Here is a 19,982-nt window from a genome sequence, read left to right on the forward strand (position 1 = left end):
CTATATTTAGGGCTTGCTTACTTTGCTTTATTATCAACTAAAACAAAATTCATAGTACAAACATCACCAAATTTTACTGTTGATTTCGCGCCAACTAAGGTCTCATGAACACCCGTTATAGCACCTGAGCTACAAAATGAACCGGCTGGTAAAGTGATCCCGCGTTTAGCACAACACTCAATCATAAATGCAAACGCAGCCATTGGGCCGTTTAGTATACCGTCAGTAGGGGCTTCATTAATAAGTTTGTCATTAATGCTAACACTGGTATTCATATTAGCTATTTTGTCTTGCCAGTTTTCAATAGCGCTTCCTTTGATCATCCCGTACTGATTACCAATATCAGCAATAATTGCTGTTGGGCCATAGCTGTTTAGATCAACCACAGGGCTACTTGCTATTTCAATACCGGCATATACATTCTTTACTAGGTGTTCAACGCCCTGTGCAGTGTTAACCGTACCAGGTAAAATATCTTGATTAGTTTCAATCACAAGTTCAGCTTCTATTGCTATAAACCCGCCTGCATAGACTGGCAGTTCAAACTCTTCACCTTTAGCTTGGTTATCATTTAATTCAACATACACGTTTTCAAATACCGGGCCTAAGATACGTTCATCACCATATTGCTCTCTTAGTTCTGGCGGTACCATACCGACTTTCCAACCAACAATTTTATCATTTGATGCATCTATTGAACCATTTTGTACTACATATGCTTCTTCTAAAGTACTTGGAATTGGTCCTGGAAAAGTATCAAGAATTGTTGCGTCTTTACGTGCGTCTGAAAGTACAGTGGCTAATTGGCTTATTTGCTCTTTAGATAAAGATGTTGGCATAAAGTATTCTCACAATGTTGGATGAAATTGAAATGCTAATTTATAAGTTTAAGTTTTAAACTGAGGGCAGTATAAACGCTATAAATGTGCAAAAAAAGCCATAATTATGAATTTTTATGCGTGGTGTGTAATAAGTTGTTAAATATTTATTTTCTAAATGGGTACGAAAAGTGTCTAGTTTAAAATAGGTTAGGGGAGGTCGTGCAAAATAATATCAAGTTTGCTGAGTTGGATACAATAATAGATATTCAATCACATTGTATGTTGGTTTTAGAGATTTTTTGAACTATTTAGGGGGGAATTCATAAGGGGAATTGTTAAATGAATTTAACCTTCCATCACACCGTACAAAAATGTCACTCATAATCCACTAAAATTTACTTTTGTTACAGCTGTCATAAAAAAGACTTTTTAGCGCAACACTCTTGTCATTTACAAACTATAGAATCTCGCTCATTAAATCAAACCAATAGTAATTAACGAGTAAGGTGTATGCGATGAAAGGCGTTAAACCATTGATTCTAGCAGGTATTGTAGCAGCGTCTGCAGCAGTACATGCAAATGAACTAGATAAGGTAATCGACAAAAGCAGCGAAATAAACCAATCAGCTGCGCAATCACAAACAAAAATAGACAAGATTGCAGATTCAATGCAAGGACGTCTGCAACAGTTTTCTGCCCTAAATAAAGAAATTGATGGCTTAGCTGTTTATAACGCCCAATTAACGAAGCAACTTAATAATCAACTAACAGAAATGGAAGATTTGAACGCTTCTATGGATAAGGTATCGGTTATTGAGCGTCAAATCACCCCATTAATGATTCGTATGATCACAGGTCTTGAGCAATTTGTTGCCCTGGATGTGCCTTTCTTAAAAGATGAACGTGCAAAACGTATTACTTCTTTAAAAGAAATGATGGACCGTGCTGATATCAATTCAAGTGAGAAATTCCGCCGCCTATTAGAAGCATACCAAGTCGAAGTTGATTACGGACGTACAATTGAAGCGTATACAGCATTGTTAAGTGTTGAAGGCCAAGAACGTGAAGTTGACTTTCTGCGCATTGGTCGCTTAGAGCTTATCTATTTAACACGAGATGGGAAAAAAGCAGGAAGCTGGGATCAAAATACAAAGTCATTTGTAACGCTACCTGATTCAACAATTAGCCAAATCAGTAAAGGTTTACGCATTGCTCGTAAGCAACTTGCCCCAGATATGTTAACACTACCAGTACACGCGGCTGAATAAGAGGTTTATGACAATGAAATTATTAACCAAAATGACAAAAATGGCCGTGTTAGTGACAGGCCTTGGCTTTGCTTGCTCAAGCGTAGCGGCAGAACCAATGGATTTAGATTCGTTGCTAAAAACCTTAGAGCAAGGTAAATCTGCGCAATCTGCACAAAATCAACAACGTGAACAAGAATTTAAATCACGTCAAAACGAACAAGTGCAAATGCTTAAAGACACACAGGCTAAGCGTAATCAAATGCTTGCACAATCTGAGCGTCTTGAAACTCAATTTGAAGAGAACGAAGTTAAATTAGCCAACCTAACAGACACTTTGTCAAACCGCATGGGTTCATTAAAAGAACTGTTTGGTGTACTGCAACAAGTTGCTGGGGATTCAAGCAATAAATTTATGACATCGGTTGTGTCAGCGCAAATTCAAGACCGTAGTAAATTTATGGATGAGCTTGCTGTTAAAATGGGCTCAACATCAAACCTTGCGTCAATCGAAGATATCGAGAAAGTGTGGTACGAGCTACAACGCGAAATGACAGAGCAAGGTAAAGTCACGCGCTTTAATACTGATGTAATTGTTGAAGGTGGCGCTAAAGCACAACAAGAAGTGGTTCGTGTTGGTGCATTTAACCTTATCTCAAACGGTAAATACTTAGAATACAACGCGGCAACAAATACCATTAGTCAGTTAACTCGTCAGCCAGTAGCGCGTTTTACAGCGACTGCAGAAGAGTTACAAAATGCTGATTCAGGTGTTGTGCAATTTGCACTTGACCCAACAGGTGGTTCAATCCTTGGTTTATTAGTACAAGCACCTGACACTGAGGAACGTGTTCACCAAGGTGGAACAGTCGGCTACGTTATCTTAGGTGTGGGTGTTATCGCATTACTTATTGCAATTGAACGTTTCTTATCGCTTATGTTGATTGGTGGCAAAGTGCGTCGTCAGCTTAAAGACACAGTTGCTCGTGATGACAACCCACTTGGTCGTGTAATGAAAGTTAAAGACCAATACCCAGATGTTGCTTATGACACATTAGAGCTTAAGTTAAGCGAAGCAATTTTACGTGAAATGCCTAAAATTACACGTAACTTAACGCTTATCAAAATTATCTCTGTCGTTGCACCACTACTTGGTTTACTTGGTACTGTAACCGGTATGATCAATACCTTCCAAGCAATCACCTTGTTTGGTACAGGCGACCCTAAACTAATGGCGGGTGGTATTTCTCAAGCACTTGTAACAACGGTACTTGGTCTGGTTGTGGCAATCCCAACTGTATTTTTATACACCTTGCTGAACACCCGCGCTAAAAACATCTTGTTAATAATCCAAGAGCAAAGCGCAGGTATTATCGCTGAACGTAGCGAGAAAGGAGCATAAACCATGGTGCTATTGATTGATTCAATCAATGCTATCCGTGATTTTCTCGACACTGGTGGCCAAGTCCTCTTGGTCATCGGAGTGTTAATCTTCGCGATGTGGTTATTGATACTCGAGCGATTTATATTTTTCTTCAAAGGTTATAAGCAATACAAGCGTGATGTAAAAGCAACTTGGCGAAATCGCCCTGAGCGAAATAGCTGGAATGCTGAGCAAATACGCCAAGCCATGATTTCACGTGCTGGTATGCAACTTAATACCAACTTAGCGTTAATCAATGTAATGGTTGCACTTTGTCCGCTACTTGGCTTATTAGGCACAGTAACGGGGATGATAGAAGTATTTGATGTAATGGCTGTGACTGGTACTGGCAGCGCACGCTCAATGGCATCAGGTGTATCTAAAGCCACTATCCCAACAATGGCGGGAATGGTTGGCGCACTATCTGGTGTATTTGCTTCTACATTTTTACAACGCCGTGCCAAGCGTGAAGTAGAGTTACTTGAAGACAATATGGTTTTAGACCACTAATAAAAATTTAGTAAAGCAGTCAACTGGCTGCTTTACCAAGGAGTAAACGATGAGAGCCCCATTAGGTAATTTATTACAAGAAGACGAAGCAGAAGAAATTAACATGACGCCAATGCTAGACGTTGTTTTCATTATGCTTATCTTCTTCATTGTAACAGCGTCTTTTGTTAAAGAAGCCGGTATAGATGTAAACCGCCCGGAAGCTGCAACCGCTGTTAAAAAAGAACGTGCGAATATCTTGGTTGCGATTTCTGATACAGGTGAGATTTGGATCAACAAACGCAAAGTTGATGAACGTGCAGTACAAGCAAATATTGAACGCTTAAAAGCTGAAAACCCACAAGGTAGCGTTGTTATTCAAGCGGATAAAAAAGCCACCACTGAAGTATTAATTAAAGTGATGGATGCATCACGTGCTGCAGGTGCGTTTGACGTTTCAATTGCTGCGCAAGAAGCATAATAAGGAACTGATATGTTGCGATATTTAGTTGCATTAGTGATTGCCGGTGTTGTTACGTTTTTCTTGTTCTTAGGTATGCAAGCGTTAATAACTGGCGGTGAAGGGGCTATGAGTGAGCCCGTTAAAGGCAACGTACTTGACTTTGTTCGTCTTAAAAAAGAAGAAACGGTGCAAAAGAAAGAACGTAAACCACAAAAGCCACCAAAGCCAAAAGAGCCACCTCCGCCAATGGATTCACCGCAGATGCAAAGTAGTGATCCTAATGCGAGTGCATCAAACTTTGATTTTGGTGCCAATGTAGAAGCGGACGTAAACCTTGCTGGCGGGTTAGCGCTGGAGTCAAGTGACGGTGAATATTTACCAATAGTAAAAGTGGCACCTGTTTACCCACGAAGAGCACTTTCGCGCGGTATTGAAGGTTATGTGATTGTTGAGTTTACAGTAACCAAGCAAGGCACAGTACGTAACCCTGTTGTTGTTAGAGCTGAACCAGAGTCACTATTTGATCGTGCAGCGATGGATGCGGCACTTAAATTTAAATATAAACCACGCGTTGTTAACGGCGAAGCTGTTGAAGTTGCGGGTGTACAGAACAAAATATCTTTCCAAATTAACGGCTAGTACTTCATTAAGAGCACTAGATAAACGGATAGAGAAGCGAGGCGATTATGAAACCATTAAAAATTGCACTTATTTGTGCAACAGCATTCACCAGTAGTATTTTGCTGCCGAGTATTGCTAGTTTTTTACCAGGTGTGAGCATGGCAACGGCTTACGCACAAGAGCAAAAAACTAAACGAGTTCCAGCATTGCGCGAGAAAGTTTACAGCCAATTAGCGCGTGCACAAAAGCTTGCTGATGACGGTGACGCAAAAGCCGGATTAGAAGCCCTTGATAGCATAAAAGAGCGTGCATCAAGTATGAACGAATATGAAATAGCCATGATGTATAACTTTTATGGTTTTATTTACTATAACGAAAACGATTTACCACAAGCAATTGCTTCATTTGAGAACGTGGTTAATGCAGAGGCAATTCCAGAAAGTCTTCGTTTAAGCACCACATTTAGTTTGGCGCAATTAGCAATGGCTAATGGTGATTACGATAAAGTTATCTCATTCTTAAACGATTGGGACAAACTTAATACTAAGCCTAAAACCGATGCTTATCATGTGTTAAAAGCGCAAGCTTATTACCAAATGAAAGACTATAGCAAAGGTGTTGATAGTATCAACCAAGCGATTGCCCAAGCAGACAGTGAAGGCAAAGAGCCCAAAGAGAACTGGTTAGTATTACAGCGTGCTATGTATTACTCGCTTAATCAACCACAAAAAGTCGTAGAAGTTCTTGAGCGCATGGTAAAACTTTACAACAAACCTGAGTACTGGGTACAACTAGGTGGTATGTATGGTGAAACAGGTGCAGAGAAAAAACAGTTAGCTGTTTTAGAAGCGGCTTATCAGCAAGGCTTTTTGAAATCAAAATCTGAGCTGACCCAGCTTGCCCAAGTTTATATGTATAACGGTTTATCTTATAAAGCGGCCGATGTTATGAAACACGCCATGGAGTCAGGTGCTTTAGAACAATCAGCGAAGAACTATGCCTTTATTGCAGAGGCTATGGTGCAAGCCAAAGAAGATGATAAATCGGTGCAATATTTTGCCAAAGCCGCTGATTTATCATCGCATGGTAAATATGATCAACGCTTAGCTGAAGTGCTTATTAATACGCAAAACTATGAAGAAGCAGCCGATGCTGCCCGTGCAGCCCTTGATAAAGGGGGCTTGGATTTTGAATCTAACGTGTATGTTGCTCTTGGTATGGCGCAATATAATTTAAAGAATTTTGATGCGTCGATTTTAGCGTTTGAACAAGCTGAAAAACACAAAAAATCGCAACGTTTAGCTGAGCAATGGATCAAGTATGTGAAGAATGAAAAAGTACATGCTGAAACATTACGTACAGCTTTGCTTTAGTTGCTAATAATACGTTAGTAACGCCCAGTTTATAATCGCAACACCAAAACCGCCTTCGGGCGGTTTTTTTCGTTTTATATTACCCTAAGGCATTGTTATTTATGCAATCCATATTGTCATTTTATGTTTATTAAAGTGTAACCCGTTTGTCATATAGCTGCCGTAAGGTAGACCCCGTTGAAAAACTCAAGTGACCTTAGAACATGTCGAGCGTGTTTTAAGTTGACTTGAGTTTTAACTTAATGCGCTAACAAAATAATTAAATATTAAATATCTTAACGGAGTGAACAATGAAATTATCTGACTTATTTAAAGTTAGTTTAGTAGCAGCAGCAGTTTCTTTAGCAGGTTGTGGTGGTGATTTAGTCGTTAAAGAAGGCGATACCAATACGACTGTGAATGAAGGCGACACTATTAATAATAATTATGAAAATGGTGGCGACAACGGTGGTGATAATGGCGGCGATGACTCAAGTCGTGATGACTCACAAAATGCGACAACAGGTTTCCCAACGGATATTGAAAATGCTTTTACTCAAGGTTTAGCTACAGATGTTTCAAGTTCATATCCTGAAATTACTGATAAGCCAGTATATAAACTAGCTGCGGATACTGTATTTACAGTTGATGCTAGTTTAACCAATGATGCTCACTGGATCTTACAAGGTAGAACTGCTGTTGGTAATGACCGTGCAGATAATGCAGTGTTATACATACAGCAAGGTACTACATTAATTGGTGAGTCAGGTGACGATTTCTTAGTTGTCCGCCGTGGTTCGCAGATAGAATCTGTAGGTACAGTATCTCAACCTATCACAATGACATCTATTCAAGATGTAACAGGTGGCGAAACCACTATTGGTCAATGGGGTGGCTTAGTATTACTTGGTAATGCACCCGCTAACTCATGTGGTGACCAGGAAGGTGAAACAACAGCTGATGAACTTGCAAATTGTGGTGTTCCTGCTGAAGGTGATGCTGGCTTGTTCGGTGGTGAAGATGCAACCGATAACTCAGGTACTTTAAAGTATGTTTTAGTTAAGCAAGCTGGTAAGACACTAGGTAATGGTGATGAACTAAATGGTATTACATTCGCAGGTGTTGGTTCTGAAACAACGGTAGATTATATCCAAGTACACGAAAACCTAGATGATGGTATCGAATTCTTTGGCGGTACTGTTAATGTAAGCAATGTTGTTCTTACTAACATTGGCGATGATTCACTGGATTGGTCATTTGGCTGGACCGGTAAAGCAACTAATGTTTACATCCAACAAGCAGCAAATGTGGGTGATAATGCAATCGAAGCTGATAACTCAGAGTTTGATTCACAAGCATCACCGCTTACTATGCCAACTATCGAAAATGTAACAATTGTTGGCGCAGATGCAAATAACGGTATTCGTCTTCGTGCGGGTACGGCTGGTGTTCTTAAGAATGTTTTTGTAACAGGCCCTGCAACATATGAAAACTGTTTGCGTGTGGGCTCTGATTCAGTGCCTCGTGCTGAAGATGGCTCTTTAACTATCACCAACTCTATCGTTGCATGTCAAACACCTGCTAACAACTTTGGCAGCGAGACCATTAATGGCGGTACTGTTCAAGCGTGGTTTGAAGGACAAGACGCTAACCAAACATTAACTCCTGCTGATTTAATGCTTGATGACAATGGTTATATGCCATTGGCAGGATCACCACTATTAGCAAATGGCCAAGTTGGTGCATTTGATGGCACGACTAACTGGATGGAAGGTTGGACAGTTGCGATTAACGGTGGTTTCCCAACTGATATTGAGAACGCACAAGCTCAAGGTTTTGCAACGGATGTATCAAGTGAGTTCCCACAAATTACTGATAAACCTGTATACCGCTTAACCGAAGATACTGAATTCACTGCTGATGTAACATTAACAAACGATGTACACTGGATTTTAAATGGTCGTACCGCCGTTGGTGGTGACCGTGAAAATAGTGCAACACTTTATATTCAAGCAGGTACTACATTAATTGGTGAGACAGGTGATGACTTCTTAGTTGTTCGTCGTGGCTCTCAAATTAATGCAAATGGTAATGCAACGGCGCCAATTACTATGACGTCTATCCAAGATATGACAGGTGCTGAAACAGGCATAGGTCAATGGGGTGGTTTAGTTCTTTTAGGTAATGCACCAGCAAACTCTTGTGGTGACCAAGAAGGTGAAACAACCGCTGATGAACTTACCAACTGTGGTGTACCTGCTGAAGGTGATGCTGGCTTATTTGGTGGTACAGACTCAGAAGATAATTCAGGTGTTGTTCGCTATGTACTTGTAAAACATGCTGGTAAAACACTCGGTAATGGCGATGAGCTAAATGGTATTACCTTTGCTGGTGTTGGCTCTAAAACAAAAGTTGAATACATTCAAGTCCATCAAAACCTAGATGACGGTATCGAATTCTTTGGTGGTTCAGTTAGTGTGCGTAATGTTGTATTAACTGACATCGGTGATGATGCATTCGATTGGTCATTCGGTTGGACTGGCCGCGCTCAAAACGTTTATATTCAACAAAGTTCTGTAGGCGGTGACAACGCATTCGAAGCTGATAACTCTGAGTTTGATTCAAATGCAACACCTCTTACTAAACCTCTTATTTCAAATGTTACCGTTGTCGGTGCTGATGGTGTTAATGGTATTCGTCTTCGAGCTGGTACAGCGGGTGTCCTTCGCAACGTTGTAATCACAGGTCCTGATGGTTATCAAAACTGTTTACGTGTAGGCTCAGATTCAGTTGCTAATGCAGAGTCAGGTGAGTTATCAATTGAAAACTCAGTAGTTGCATGTAACGCTGATAATAATTTTGGTGATGAAGCAATCGGCTCAGGTAATGTACAATCTTGGTTTGAAGGTCAAACAGGTAACCAAACACTCACGTCAGCTAACTTAAACTTAGCGACTGACGGATTCACACCTAAGTCAGGTTCTCCTCTATTAGGTGCAGGTGTTGATGCTTCAGAGCTTGATGGATTCTTTACTAAAACTGATTACATTGGTGCATTCGATGGTGATAATAACTGGATGGACGGTTGGACCGTTGCTGTAACGCCTAACTTCCCAACAGATATTGAAAACGCGCTAGCTCAGAACCTTGCTACAGATGTTTCTGCAAGCTTCCCACAAATTACTGATAAACCTGTTTACGCATTAACACAAGATGTCGTGTTTACTTCAGATGTAACCCTTACGAATGACGCTCACTGGATTTTAAAAGGCCGTACTGCTGTAGGTGGTGACCGCACTGATAGCGCAACTCTTTATGTTCAGTTTGGTACAACTTTAATAGGTGAGTCAGGTGATGACTTCTTAGTTGTTCGTCGTGGCTCTAAAATCGAAGCCGTTGGCTCTGCAACTCAACCAATCACGATGACATCTATTCAAGATATGACGGGTGCTGAAACTGATATTGGTCAATGGGGTGGCTTAGTGTTACTAGGTAATGCACCAGCTAATTCATGTGGTGACCAAGAAGGCGAAACAACAGCTGATGAGCTTGCAAACTGTGGTGTCCCGGCTGAAGGTGATGCAGGTTTATTCGGTGGAACAGACCCAGAAGATAATTCAGGTACATTAAAATACGTTGTTGTAAAACAAGCCGGTAAAACACTGGGTAATGGTGATGAGCTTAACGGTATTACAATTGCGGGCGTAGGTAGTCAAACAGAGCTTGATTACATCCACGTTCATGAAAACCTGGATGACGGCGTTGAGTTCTTTGGTGGTACAGCAAGTATCAGCCACTTGGTATTAACTAATATCGGAGATGATTCTCTGGATTGGTCATTTGGCTGGACTGGTAATGCTCAATATGTACTTATCAAACAAGGTTCAACTAATGGTGATAATGCAATCGAAGCTGATAACTCTGAGTTTGATTCAGAAGCGTCACCACTGACAATGCCAACAATTTCCAATGTAACTATTATTGGTGCTGCTGATGTAAATGGCGTGAGATTACGTGCAGGTACTGCAGGTATTATTAAAAACTTAGTGGTGACAGGCCCTGATAACTACAGTAATTGTTTACGTATCGGGTCGGATTCTGTGCCTCACGCAGAAGACGGTAAGTTATCTATAACTAACTCTGTAGTTGCATGTTCTGCTGAAAACAATTTCACTGAGCAAACAATTAATGGTGATACTGCACAGGCTTGGTTTACAGCTCAAGATGGTAACTCTGTAATGGAGGCTGCGATGCTAGGTTTAAGCGATAATGGCTACATGCCAACGTCAGAGTCAGCATTACTTGGTCAAGGTTTTGACTCATCAAGCTTAAACAACTTCTTCGATAAAGTTGATTACATCGGTGCAATGGATGCACAAACAGACTGGACAGCAGGTTGGGTAAAAGTAGGTCTTGAATAACCTCCCTTCTTTTTAACCATGGGTGAGAGTTCGCTCTCACCCAGCTTCTAGTTCATGTTTCGGAGTATAATAATGAATTCTTTTAACCCCTCTAAACTTGGTCGTTCAAAGCTAAATTACGCGGTTGTTGCTGCTCTTTTGGGTTTGTCGATAAGTTCTGCGCAAGCGCAAGAATCTGACCAAGAGATAGAAGAAGTGGTTGCTGTTGGGCAGCGTTTAAAAGGAAGTGCAGGTGCCGTATTGCAAGAGCGTCAAAATCAAGCGTTTGTTGCAGATATTATGGGTGCCGACCAAATCTCAAGAACGGGCGATGGTGATGCTGCTTCAGCACTGCGCCGTGTAACAGGCTTAACCCTTGTAGATGGCAAATTTATCTATGTACGTGGTTTAGGTGAGCGTTACTCAAGTACACAATTAAATGGGATGTATGTACCAAGTCCCGATCCTACGCGTTCAGTTGTTCCTTTGGATTTATTTCCATCAGACATCATAGAAAGCTTAAGTGTACAAAAATCATTTTCACCTGACATGCCAGCGCATTTTGGTGGTGGTAACGTTAACATCAGAACTAAGTCTATCCCGAGCGATTTCTTATTCAAAATTGATGTTGGTACTTCATATGATACCAGTAATAGTGAAACAGGTTATTTCTATGAAGGTGGTGGTGATGATTGGATGGGGCGTGATGATGGTACACGCGCATTACCTCAAGAGTTTATTAATGCTTTTGCAGCTGATGGTATTGAAGGTAACCTTGATACCACTCTTGAGCAGCGTCAGGCATTAATGTCTTCACTTGATTGGAACATTGGACCAACCGAAAAAGATGTCCCATTAGGTATGGATTTTTCAGTTGCACTTGGTGATCGCTTTGAGAGTGACTTAGGTACTTTTGGTGTACTAGCGGCTGTTTCGTATGAAAACGAGTGGGAAGTTAGCCAAGAGCAAAATGGCACCAACTTAGGTAGCTTAGGCTGTGAAGACAAATGTTTCGCGCAATATTATGATGGTACTTCTACAGAACAAAGTGTTCGCTGGAGTGGAACTTTAAACTTGGGTTATGAATTTAATTCAAATCATAAAGTAGAACTAACTAATATTGCTTTACATGATATGCGTGATCGTGTGCGTGACCGTAACTTCTATGATGCCAATGAGTCAGAAGAAGGAACTCGTGAATTACGTCGTGTCGATGTCGTGTATGAAGAACGCGAAATGTTTTCTAGCCAGTTAAAAGGTACTCATAATTTTATAGAGTATAACAACCTATTTGTTGATTGGTACGCAGGCACTAGCCGTGCTAATCGTGATGCACCAGGTATGGTTGACGCTATTTTTCAAAAAAATTATAGCGATGGGGTTTTTGAATCTGAACAATTACAAGATGTTTCTGCAACAAATTTAAGCCGAGAGTTTCAAACCCTACATGATAAGGTAGATACTTGGGGCTGGAATATGGGCATGCCATTTTATGGTGATGGCTATGAGCTTGAATTAAAAGCGGGTGGCGATTTTTCCGAAAAATCTCGTGATGCTTCTAATACGCGTTTTGGTATTACCCACCGTGGTATTGCTGATGAATACAGCTATGGTTCTCGTTTAGATGAAATTTTCACTAATGATAATATCAACAATGATGATTTCTACGCCAGCTCCACTGGTTCAGGAATTTTTGATGATAGAACAGCTGATGGAGATTCATACACTGCAGCGAATAAGCTAGATGCTTATTATTTCATGGCTGATTATTTCTTAGATAATACATGGCGCTTTACAGGTGGTGTACGTTGGGAAGATTTTGCACAAGTATCTGTGCCGTTTAAAGCACACAGTAATGTATTTGACGCAACGACTGATGAAATCACCGAAGTAGCAATTAAAGATGACGATTTCTTTCCGTCTCTTGCGGTTACTTATATTATGGATGAAGAAATGCAATTTCGGTTAAACTTAAGCGAAACTACCATTCGTCCTGATATGCGTGATGTTAGCTCTAGTTACTATGTTGATCCGTTAACTGAGTTTTTAGTGCGTGGTTCACCTAGCTTACAAAGCTCTAAATTAAAGAACATTGACTTTAGATTCGAATGGTATATGCAATCAGGAAATAACTTCTCAGTTGCTTTATTCCATAAAGATATTGAGAATCCAATTGAAATGGTTGAGCTTGCAGGGGTTGGTGGTGCTGCACCACAGCTATTAACAGCTAATGCAGAGTCTGGTGAGTTAACGGGTATCGAGTTAGACTTTTTATCTGACTTTAGCTTTATTGACTCGTCTTTAGCTAATATATTTGTATCAGGTAATTTAACTTTGTCAGATTCATCAGTGAACCTTGGTATTGATGATTCTGATGGCGTAGATTCTTTATTTGAACAGCAATTAAAAGATGCATTAGAAGCTGATTCCGTTTCTAACATTGTAACAAATAATGAACGTCGACTTGTAGGTCACTCTGAATGGGTAACTAACTTACAAATGGGTTATGACTCCGATGATGGCTTCCATTCAACATCATTAGTTTATAATGTGTTTGGGCCTAGAATAATCGTACCAGGTACTCGTGGTAATGAAGATGCTGAGGAACAGTCATTCCATTCATTAGATTTGGTTTATTCTTACTTTCCAAATTTTAGCAGTAAAGTTAAATTTAAAGTTGAAAATATTCTTGGTCAAGATAAAGAAATTGAGCAAGAAGGTTTATCACTATGGAAAAAAGAAGAAGGCACTAAATTTAGTATTGCATACTCTTATGAGTTTTAATCTAATTTAGCCTAGGAAGGCGAATACAATAACCTCAATTCATTGCCCTACATTTGTAGGGCTTTTTTTTGCCCATCTGTTTGCTATGCTTATTGAAAACTACATAAGCTAGAGTAGCTTGTTGAAAAGGATTTAATGTGCATACAGTCAGTAAAATTAAACGTAATAAAAGTCAATTACAACTCGACGAATCACAACATCAGTGGCCTAGCATTAAAGATAAAAAAACCTATAAACGGCAGCTCAAACACTGGCAAACTGAATTATTACATGTACAGCAAGCTTATTTCCATCAAGGGCGTCGCGCTATTATTGTTTTTGAAGGTTGGGATGCAGCGGGAAAAGGTGGGGCAATTAGGCGTTTAACGCAGCGACTTGACCCGCGTGGTTTTAAGGTTTATCCCATTGCTGCGCCAACGTCTGAAGAGCAAGGCAAACATTATTTGTATCGATTTATGACTAAGTTGCCTTCGCCAGGCACTATTGCCATTTTTGATCGATCCTATTATGGCCGTGTTTTGGTAGAACGAGTTGAGGGAATTGCCACTTCACAGCAGTGGCAACGGGCTTATCAAGAGATTAATGAATTTGAGCGTTTATTAATTGATGATGATGTTCGTATTGTTAAGTTGTTTTTAAATATCAGTAGCGATGAGCAACTAAAGCGCTTTGAAGGGCGTTTAGAAGACCCTTATAAACGCTGGAAACTCACCAGTGAGGACATTCGTAACCGCCAAAAGCGTGGTGAGTATGTAAATGCAATCAATACTATGTTTAACCTTACTCATACCCAATCAGTGCCATGGTATATAATTGCTGCACAATATAAATGGTTTGCTCGAATTGATGTACTGAAAACAGTCGTTAAGCAGTTACGCAAAGGAATAGATATTTCTCCACCAGCTTTAGATCCCAGTTTAGAAGAGATAACTATTGATTGATGTTGATACCCATTGAGATGGTTTGGGTAATTATTAGAAATCAATATGAAATATTTTTATGTTCTATGACTATTACTGGTTTTGCATTTACCGCAATGCTAGATTAACTCGTCTAAAAATTAAGTCTCACGCAATGAACTTCAATTTTTAACGTATTAGGTATTTCTTATGACTCAAATAGTGGAACAAACAATGAAAAAAGTAGGATTAGTCGGTTGGAGGGGCATGGTTGGCTCAGTATTATTAGAACGTATGCAGCAAGAAAATGACTTTGCCAATATTGACACCACTTTTTTTACCACCTCTCAAACAGGTCAGTTAGGGCCTGATATAGCTGGAACTGCCAAACCTTTACTTGATGCCAATAGTATTGAAGAGCTTGCTAAAATGGATATTGTTATTACCTGCCAAGGCGGTGATTACACAAAAGCGGTATATCCACTCCTTAGAGAATCAGGTTGGAATGGCTATTGGATAGATGCAGCGTCAGCTCTGCGTATGTCAGATGACAGTATAATCGTGCTTGATCCTGTTAATAAAGACGTCATAGAACAAGGTCTTGAACAAGGTGTTAAAACTTATGTAGGCGGTAACTGTACGGTTTCATTAATGCTGCTTGCTTTAGGTGGTTTATTTGAGCAAGACTTGATTGAGTGGGTAAGCCCAATGACTTACCAAGCAGCTTCAGGTGCCGGCGCTCGTAATATGAAAGAGCTTATTGCTCAAATGGGCTCTATTCACGCAAGCGTTGCAGATAAGCTTGCAGACCCGCAAGCGGCCATTTTAGAAATAGACAAACTTGTAACTGAGCAAATTGCATCAAGCGAGCTACCTCAAGATCAATTTGGTGTACCGTTAGCAGGCAGCTTAATTCCGTGGATTGATGTGCCTATGCCATCAGGGCAATCGAAAGAAGAGTGGAAAGCACAGGTTGAAGCCAACAAAATCTTAGGTTCATCTAAGCAGCCTGTCCCTGTTGATGGTTTATGCGTGCGCATTGGTGCTATGCGTTGTCACTCACAAGCCATGACCATTAAATTACGCGAAGATATCAGCGTTGAAAAAATTGAGGAGATTTTAGCCTCTCATAACGAGTGGGTAAAAGTGGTACCCAATGAACGTGATATCACCGCGACAGATTTAACACCCGTTAAAGTTACAGGCACATTGAATATCCCAATTGGTCGAATTCGTAAATTATCTATGGGCCCTGAGTACATCAGTGCGTTTACCGTGGGTGATCAATTACTATGGGGTGCTGCAGAGCCACTTCGTCGTATGCTACGCATTATTGTTGAAGGCTAAATGAGATTATATTTGAGCAAAAAACTTTGCTCAAATATTCTATAAAGGCTCTTTACAGAGCCTTTATGTCATTGTTTTACAGACCTTGTGCTTATTTTTGTTCAATGGGCAAATATTACACATTGGTGTGTTAGGTAATTTATGCCGTAAACAACACATAATACGTGGGTACTCACTATTTTTAAGTCTAATTTTGCGCCATAAAGGGTGTGGCAAAGTAGCGTCTTTAGCGAGTAATAATGTGTCTTTACTAAATAACTGGGTTAGTAAATTAAATTTGAATTCTTGAGCTAACGGCATCTCTGACAAATACCAATAAAAACAGTACGCAACATGACTATAAAATAACTTTTCTGACACCGGCGACAGGGTGCTTAGTTGTTTTACAATAGGGTTTATCAGCTTAACAAGTAACCGCTCTAGCAATGTGATGGGTAACTCAGTCGGTCTTTGAATTTGCTCTTCTCTAAGTACTAAATAGAAACATTCTACTCGCCCCGTTTGATGATAAGTCCAATGCCAGTTTTTAAGGTTCATTGCAGCATGCAATACACTCGCTTGGCTTTTTAATGCGTATTCTAATAGTGGCGGAAGCAAAAAGCCGAAAAACCATTGGCTCCACATAGAATGTAATGCGCTAAAGTCGATTGATTCTTGTTGCGGTTGTTGATAGCTCTTAGAAAATGTAACGAGTGCTTCTGTATAATGCGGTTTATTTAACTGTTGTGATAATGGTTGGCAGTTTTTGGGGAGAGGTTGATGTGGCTCAATAATTTTAAAATGCTGACTATAAAATGGAGCCTGTCGCTCCAGTAAAGAGTTTAGCTCAGTGGTATTGTGTAACGCCATGTATGTTTGTACTTTCATTATGCTGGGGTGGAAGTTTCTTCACAAAATTGCGTCTTTAAAGTGTATTTTATGCCGCCTCATACAGAGGCGGCATAATAGCAATTCGCAATAATGTCGAGTTACTTAGAAACTATATTGAGCAGTGATGCTAAAGTTTCGTGGTGCGCCATATTGAAACTGGTTATAAAAGCCTAATTGGCTGTAATAACGTTTATCGAATGCGTTGTCTAAATTAGCGCGCAATGTTAGTTGATCGTTTACATTGTATCTTGCCATTAATCGAACAAGCCCATAACTTTGCTGGCTAACCTCCACTGAGCTTCTATCTGGCTTAGTAACATCTCTGTGGATCTCACTTTGCCAATTAACACCAGCACCCAGTTGTAAGCCATTTACCCAGTTATCTAATTCATAGGTAGTGAAGAGCTTTACTTGATGTTTTGGGCTGGTGGTTGTTATTTTTTCACCATCAGGGTCTTCTGTTTCAAATTGACTATAACCAAAATAGACGTTCCATTGCTCATTGATTGAACCATTGGCTTCAAATTCGAATCCTTGTGTTTTAGTGCCATCAATACCGCGGTATATAGGAACCGTTGTTCCAGGTAAGGTTTCTCCCGTTGCTTCACCAACGTTATCTTGACGGATCTCAAACACCGAGAGTGAGGTGTCTAACGCTTCTTCAAATAAGCTGGCTTTAATACCTGCTTCATAGTTTTTTCCTTTAACAGGATCGAGGTAACTGCCATCAGCTTGCACTCTACTTTGTGGTGTAAAAATATCTGTGTAGTTGGCATACAGTGATACATTTTGCCCAATAGCATAGGTGGCGCCGACATAGCTGGTAAATTCATTATCAACTTCGTAATCATGAATGGTGCCAAAATTATCTTGGTCAGTTTCCCAATTATCAATACGCCCACCTATTACCATAGAAAGTGAGTCGGTTAACTCAATTTCAGAGGCAAAGTATATTGCTTGTTGTTTTGTTTCTCCCCATGAGCCATACAGAACTTCATCGCTCCATGTAGGGGTCGGATATGTAAAACCTTTATCTCTAAAGTCACCTAAAGGTAGAGCCTCATCTAAAGAGCCATAATATGGATTGGCAAACTCTTGCTTCTGTTGATTTGCGCCAACTAGAATTTGTTGTGAGCGGTCAAAGAGGGTAAAGTGACCCGTTAATTTTAAGTCGAATGTATATTGGGTTCGATTACCGTCAATAAATGCCAATGAGCCAGGTATCATACCTTCGTTGGTTATTGGATCTGGGTTACCTGTAGCCCATAACACATCAAATTCTAAATCGTTATCGCCATAGATGTAGCTTGCTTTGAGTTGCCAGTCATCACTAAAATTATGTTCAATTGTAGCAAAGCTATTCAACGCTTTGGTTTTAGATGACGCCCAGCGTGGGGCTGTTGATATATGATGGCTGTAGTTAGTTCTATTGCCTTGGTTGTCAAATAACGGTAATCCGCCTGACATAGTGCCTTCAGGTTTGGTGTCTTGATAGTCAGCACCTAACGTCAGTAATGTATTACTACCTATATCTGCTTCGATAATACCGTATAGAGTTTGTCGTTGCTGCTCGTAACGATGCTGATAGCTTTCACGATCTTGATACGCTACGACGACTCGACCTCGAACACTTGCGTCTTGATTTAAGCCTCCCGATAAATCAACAATACCGCGTAACTGTTGCCATGAACCTGTACTTAGGCTTACGCTTGCTTGAAACTCTTCTGTCGGACGCTTACGAACTAAATTAATCGCAGCCGACGGGCTACCCGCCCCCAGCATCAAACCTGTTGCACCGCGAACAACTTCTATGCGCTGATAAATTGCGCTATCCATCAAGTTGTCACCATAGTTAAAGCGAGTATCGTAGGTTGTTGCCACTCCGTCATATAAAATACTGCTTACGCCAATACCACGGGCGCTGATTGAATAGCGGTCGTTGTCAGAAGGTCGGGTATTAATCCCTGTTACGCTGCTCATCACTTCAATAACTGAGTTTAGTTGTTGATCTTTCATCGCTTGCTCAGTCACGACTGTGGTTGATTGTGGTGTTTCTAGAAATGACAATTCTAAACCCGTTGCTGTACTCATTTGCTCAACTTTATAGCCTCGGGCATTGCTTTGTTCACCAACGACTGTGAGTACTTCCATATCGCTATGCTTTTTTTGCTCGGCCTGTAAAGATTGGCTAAATATCGCTAAACAAGAAAGTGCGACAGGCGTGAGTTTAAAGTAGTTAGTCTTTTTCATTTTTATTCGTAGTCCTATTACGTATATAAATAGTGAGGCCTATGCTTAAGCCATTGTTATGTCATGTTGAAAGTCATGACTAGTTGCAAAATCATGCAGTGGGTTTTTGATATCCCCAGCAAAAAAGTATATTGCGTGCTTCAAATAAAGCTGATCTAGCTCTTTAAGTACTTGATTTATATCATTCAAAGGTGTGTTTAGATCAATGGCTGCAAATTCTTTTTGTAACTGTGTAGGATGTACTCCACTGGTAGGAGAATTAACTTTTTTAATGCGCTCGCTTAGAGTGTTTATACCCAATTGCATTAATTGTGAGTAATCCTGCATTGGCGAAACACCAAAAAGTGGGGCATTGGTTTGTTTAGTTTTAGAATCATTAATCCATTGATATTGCGGCGGTTTAAAATTATCCATATGTATATCCTTTAACATTGATTTAGTAACCAAGAGACAAGAAGAGCTTTTCTCTTGTCTCCAATTAATTAAAATCCGCAACACCCTGTACCTATAATTTGGAAAGTATCATACAGCTAACCTTAATGCAAATAATTACTATTCAGCATATTGTTTTTTTATTTAATAGAGCGTATCGAACACATGGAACTTCAAAGAAATACGCATCACGTTTTTAGGATCATGTACCACTTAATGTGGATCCCTAAATATCGACATAAAGTGTTCTCAGAGCCTTATAGGGCAGAGATGAAAGCAATTATTCAAAGATTGGTTACGACTATGACATTGATATAATCGAGTTAGAAATACCAGAAGATCACTTTCATATGGTAGTTCGAAGTGAAGCGAAAATGTCACCTATTAAAATAATGCAGATAGCAAAGAGTATTTCGGCGAGAGAATTCTTTAGACTTTATCCAGATGTAAAGAGGCGATACTTTTAGGGGGTAAGCTGTGGACTCAGAGTTATTTTTCCGAAACGATAGGAAGTGCTAACGAAGATAAGATTAGAGCGTATGTGCAAAATCAGCTAACCGAATTAGACAATAAAGAATAACACG

General features: G+C 40.0%; 14 protein-coding genes and 1 pseudogene. 11 read left to right on the forward strand and 4 right to left on the reverse strand.

Features of this window, described 5'->3' with window-relative positions; all coding sequences use genetic code 11:
- Nucleotides 1-17: 17 nt before the first annotated feature.
- Nucleotides 18-839, reverse strand: coding sequence for a 2-keto-4-pentenoate hydratase (locus AAEU30_RS00075; protein ID WP_421958720.1), 822 nt, complete (start codon nt 837-839; stop codon nt 18-20).
- A 497-nt stretch (nt 840-1,336) separates the two neighbouring features.
- Between AAEU30_RS00075 and AAEU30_RS00080 the strand changes: the two genes are divergently transcribed.
- The 10 genes from AAEU30_RS00080 to asd all read left to right on the forward strand — a co-directional run bounded on the left by AAEU30_RS00080 (nt 1,337) and on the right by asd (nt 15,846).
- Entirely contained in the window at nt 1,337-2,089 is a 753-nt protein-coding gene (locus AAEU30_RS00080; protein WP_421958721.1) for a DUF3450 domain-containing protein, read from the forward strand.
- 13 nt (nt 2,090-2,102) lie between these two features.
- Nucleotides 2,103-3,470 carry a MotA/TolQ/ExbB proton channel family protein gene (locus AAEU30_RS00085; protein WP_421958722.1) on the forward strand — a complete coding sequence of 456 codons (1,368 nt, stop codon included), beginning with the start codon at nt 2,103-2,105 and terminating at the stop codon, nt 3,468-3,470.
- Nucleotides 3,471-3,473: 3 nt separating this feature from the next.
- Nucleotides 3,474-4,001, forward strand: coding sequence for a MotA/TolQ/ExbB proton channel family protein (locus AAEU30_RS00090; protein WP_256827525.1), 528 nt, complete (start codon nt 3,474-3,476; stop codon nt 3,999-4,001).
- Nucleotides 4,002-4,050: 49 nt separating this feature from the next.
- Nucleotides 4,051-4,461, forward strand: coding sequence for an ExbD/TolR family protein (locus tag AAEU30_RS00095; protein ID WP_058559390.1), 411 nt, complete (start codon nt 4,051-4,053; stop codon nt 4,459-4,461).
- 15 nt (nt 4,462-4,476) lie between these two features.
- Entirely contained in the window at nt 4,477-5,082 is a 606-nt protein-coding gene (locus AAEU30_RS00100) for an energy transducer TonB (protein ID WP_421959026.1), read from the forward strand.
- A gap of 47 nt (nt 5,083-5,129) precedes the next feature.
- Entirely contained in the window at nt 5,130-6,437 is a 1,308-nt protein-coding gene (locus AAEU30_RS00105; protein WP_421958723.1) for a tetratricopeptide repeat protein, read from the forward strand.
- Nucleotides 6,438-6,727: 290 nt separating this feature from the next.
- Complete coding sequence (locus AAEU30_RS00110) at nt 6,728-10,837, forward strand: beta-helix domain-containing protein (RefSeq protein ID WP_421958724.1); 4,110 nt, start codon at nt 6,728-6,730, stop codon at nt 10,835-10,837.
- Between the two features lie 72 nt (nt 10,838-10,909).
- Nucleotides 10,910-13,600 carry a TonB-dependent receptor domain-containing protein gene (locus AAEU30_RS00115; RefSeq protein ID WP_421958725.1) on the forward strand — a complete coding sequence of 897 codons (2,691 nt, stop codon included), beginning with the start codon at nt 10,910-10,912 and terminating at the stop codon, nt 13,598-13,600.
- Nucleotides 13,601-13,737: 137 nt separating this feature from the next.
- The gene (locus tag AAEU30_RS00120) at nt 13,738-14,541 is read left to right on the forward strand and encodes a polyphosphate kinase 2 family protein (protein ID WP_421958726.1); all 804 of its coding nucleotides are present in this window, start codon (nt 13,738-13,740) and stop codon (nt 14,539-14,541) included.
- A gap of 168 nt (nt 14,542-14,709) precedes the next feature.
- Entirely contained in the window at nt 14,710-15,846 is a 1,137-nt protein-coding gene (gene asd, locus AAEU30_RS00125; RefSeq protein WP_421958727.1) for an aspartate-semialdehyde dehydrogenase, read from the forward strand.
- Between the two features lie 63 nt (nt 15,847-15,909).
- On the opposite strand, the gene fhuF is transcribed toward asd, so the two are convergent.
- From fhuF to AAEU30_RS00140, 3 genes are all read right to left on the reverse strand, one after another.
- Nucleotides 15,910-16,695, reverse strand: a complete 786-nt coding sequence (gene fhuF, locus AAEU30_RS00130; RefSeq protein WP_421958728.1) for a siderophore-iron reductase FhuF — start codon at nt 16,693-16,695, stop codon at nt 15,910-15,912.
- A 123-nt stretch (nt 16,696-16,818) separates the two neighbouring features.
- Nucleotides 16,819-18,966: a TonB-dependent siderophore receptor gene (locus AAEU30_RS00135; protein WP_498049580.1), complete on the reverse strand. Its 2,148-nt coding sequence runs from the start codon at nt 18,964-18,966 to the stop codon at nt 16,819-16,821.
- A gap of 45 nt (nt 18,967-19,011) precedes the next feature.
- Entirely contained in the window at nt 19,012-19,380 is a 369-nt protein-coding gene (locus AAEU30_RS00140) for a hypothetical protein (protein WP_421958729.1), read from the reverse strand.
- A gap of 222 nt (nt 19,381-19,602) precedes the next feature.
- Between AAEU30_RS00140 and tnpA the strand changes: the two are divergent.
- A pseudogene (gene tnpA / locus AAEU30_RS00145) lies at nt 19,603-19,978 on the forward strand (IS200/IS605 family transposase).
- Nucleotides 19,979-19,982: the final 4 nt, after the last annotated feature.

This window comes from Pseudoalteromonas mucoides, assembly GCF_049257175.1.
In the GTDB taxonomy this organism is placed as follows: domain Bacteria; phylum Pseudomonadota; class Gammaproteobacteria; order Enterobacterales; family Alteromonadaceae; genus Pseudoalteromonas.

Coding starts and splice junctions, on each gene's coding strand:
- AAEU30_RS00085 (WP_421958722.1), top strand. CDS start 2,103: ATGAAATTATTAACCAAAATGACAAAAATGGCCGTGTTAGTGACAGGC.
- fhuF (WP_421958728.1), bottom strand. CDS start 16,695: ATGGCGTTACACAATACCACTGAGCTAAACTCTTTACTGGAGCGACAG.
- AAEU30_RS00080 (WP_421958721.1), top strand. CDS start 1,337: ATGAAAGGCGTTAAACCATTGATTCTAGCAGGTATTGTAGCAGCGTCT.
- AAEU30_RS00095 (WP_058559390.1), top strand. CDS start 4,051: ATGAGAGCCCCATTAGGTAATTTATTACAAGAAGACGAAGCAGAAGAA.
- AAEU30_RS00140 (WP_421958729.1), bottom strand. CDS start 19,380: ATGGATAATTTTAAACCGCCGCAATATCAATGGATTAATGATTCTAAA.
- AAEU30_RS00135 (WP_498049580.1), bottom strand. CDS start 18,966: ATGAAAAAGACTAACTACTTTAAACTCACGCCTGTCGCACTTTCTTGT.
- AAEU30_RS00105 (WP_421958723.1), top strand. CDS start 5,130: ATGAAACCATTAAAAATTGCACTTATTTGTGCAACAGCATTCACCAGT.
- asd (WP_421958727.1), top strand. CDS start 14,710: ATGACTCAAATAGTGGAACAAACAATGAAAAAAGTAGGATTAGTCGGT.
- AAEU30_RS00115 (WP_421958725.1), top strand. CDS start 10,910: ATGAATTCTTTTAACCCCTCTAAACTTGGTCGTTCAAAGCTAAATTAC.
- AAEU30_RS00090 (WP_256827525.1), top strand. CDS start 3,474: ATGGTGCTATTGATTGATTCAATCAATGCTATCCGTGATTTTCTCGAC.
- AAEU30_RS00110 (WP_421958724.1), top strand. CDS start 6,728: ATGAAATTATCTGACTTATTTAAAGTTAGTTTAGTAGCAGCAGCAGTT.
- AAEU30_RS00075 (WP_421958720.1), bottom strand. CDS start 839: ATGCCAACATCTTTATCTAAAGAGCAAATAAGCCAATTAGCCACTGTA.